1 protein-coding gene is annotated in these 2,092 nt (G+C 70.7%); it reads left to right on the top strand.

From position 1 onward, the window contains the following. The first annotated feature begins 208 nt into the window (after positions 1-208). Positions 209-1,936, top strand: a complete 1,728-nt coding sequence (gene lnt, locus ACTIGN_RS18710) for an apolipoprotein N-acyltransferase (protein WP_439626568.1) — start codon at positions 209-211, stop codon at positions 1,934-1,936. The last annotated feature ends 156 nt before the right edge of the window (positions 1,937-2,092 follow it).

The raw sequence follows: 2,092 nt of genomic DNA, 5'->3' as shown, positions 1-2,092 counted from the left end.
GTGGCACAGGCCTCTGGCCTGTGCAGGCGGACACAGGCCAGAGGCCTGTGCCACCGGACCGATCAGCGCCACCTCGCCCCGTTCCGACGGGGAGAGGTCGCGACGAGTCCTCGAGTCGCGGGTGAGGGGGTGGCGCCCCACGTCGCCACAATCGCGGTGCCTCGGTCTACCACTGTCTCGTTCCGGTTCCCGCGGAAGGACTCCCTCGATGCTTCGCGTGCTGCTGCCGGCCGTCGCAACCGGCGTCCTCCTGTGGGCGGCGTTCTTCCCGCTCGACCTCGGGCCGCTCGGGTTCGTCGCGCTCGTGCCGTGGCTGGCGCTGGTGCGGGCCGACGTGTCGCGGCGCCGGCGCTACGTCGCGGCGTACCTGGGCGGGGTCGTGTTCTTCGCGCTGGCGACGCAGTGGGTCCGCGTCGCGCACCCGATGATGTACATGTCGTGGGCCGCGCTGTCCGTCATCATGCCGGTGACGTGGGTGCTCGCGCTCGACTTCGTCCGCCGGTTCGACCGCCTCGGCGTCCCGCTCGCGCTGTCGGTGCCCCTCGGATGGGTCGGCCTGGAATACGTGCGGATGCACTTCCCGACCGGGTTCCCGTTCCTCGCGGACCTCGGGCTCCAGCACATGATCGGCTTCGGCTGGTACTTCCTCGGGTACACGCAGCACGCCTTCGTCCCGCTCATCCAGGTCGCGGACGTGGGCGGCGTGTACGCGGTGTCGTTCGTGGTCGCGGCGGTGAACGGTGCGGTCGCCGGGTGGGTGTACCGCTCCCGGCCCTCACCCCTTGCGGGAGAGGGTGGCCGCGAGTCTTCGAGCGGCCGGGTGAGGGGTGAAGCCGTCCCCTCTCTGAGCGCTCACCCCTCACCCGGCGGCGAAGCGCCGCCACCCTCTCCCGCAAGGGGAGAGGGCAAGCGGCCCATCCGTTCCACCGCAGCTGTGCTGCTGCTCGTCGCAACGAGCGTGGGCTACGGCTACTGGCGGCTCGACCACCCCGAGTTCGCCGCGGGGCCGCGGGTCGCGGCGCTCCAGGGGAGCGTGCCGCAGGACGCGAAGGACGGCGGCGGGTCCACGCTCGTGGAGGCGTACCGCAAGCTGTTCTTCGACGCCCTCGCGGAGCAGCCGAAGCCCGACCTGATCGTGTGGCCGGAGACGTGCTTCGCCGACGAGTGGATCGAGGTCGCGCCGGGCGAGCAGGCCGACCCGGAGTTCGCGGCGGCTGCGAAGAAGTGCGCCGAGCGGCTGGCGAAGGGGCCGCCCGCGGTGCCGACGCTGCTCGGGCTCAACGGGCTCGCGTGGGAGGGCGGGCGGCGGTGGAAGTACAACTCCGCGCTCCTGCTCGACACCCGCGGGCACAAACTCGGCCGGTACGACAAGATGCACCTGGTGCCGTTCGGCGAGTACGTCCCGCTCGGCGAGACGCTGCCGTTCATGAGCGTGTTCACCCCGTACAAGCACGACTACTCGTGCCGCCCCGGTCAACAGTGGACGCGGTTCCCGCTGCCCGCCGGCGGCCGGAAGTACACATTCGGGTGCCTGATCTGTTACGAGGACTCGGACCCGTCTCTGGCCCGGCGGTACGTCGCGGCCGACCCGGTCGACTTCCTCGTGAACATCTCGAACGACGGCTGGTTCGACGGCACCGAGGAGCACGAGCAGCACCTCGCGATCTGCCGGTTCCGCGCGGTCGAGGCCCGGCGGGCGGTGGTGCGGGCGGTGAACATGGGGATCTCGGGCGTGATCGACCCCGACGGCCGCGTCGTCGCGCTGCCGGGGCCGACGTGGGCCGCGTCGAAGAAGGTCGAGGCGGTGGTCACGGCGGTGGTCCCGCTCGACTCGCGGACGACGTGGTACGCCCGCACCGGCGACTGGGTGCCGGCCGCGTGCTGGCTCGCGGTGGCCGCGAGCTTCGCGCTGGCGTGGCGCAGGAGAAGAGGTTGATCCGCAGAGAGCGAAGCAGAAGAGAGTGATCCACAGATTACGCAGAAGACACAGATTATCAGACAGAAGCGAAAGGCAGAAGACCGGGGAAGACAATCGGGCACGGGCACGGGCACGCACGCGGGCACGGAGAAAAACCGGGGAACAGCCTCGGAA

The organism is Gemmata sp. (assembly GCF_051859125.1).
GTDB lineage: Bacteria > Planctomycetota > Planctomycetia > Gemmatales > Gemmataceae > Gemmata.
This window is presented reverse-complemented; position numbering and strand designations above follow the sequence as displayed.

Excerpts from the sequence above, each read along its gene's own strand:
- lnt (WP_439626568.1), top strand. The coding sequence starts at position 209 with ATGCTTCGCGTGCTGCTGCCGGCCGTCGCAACCGGCGTCCTCCTGTGG.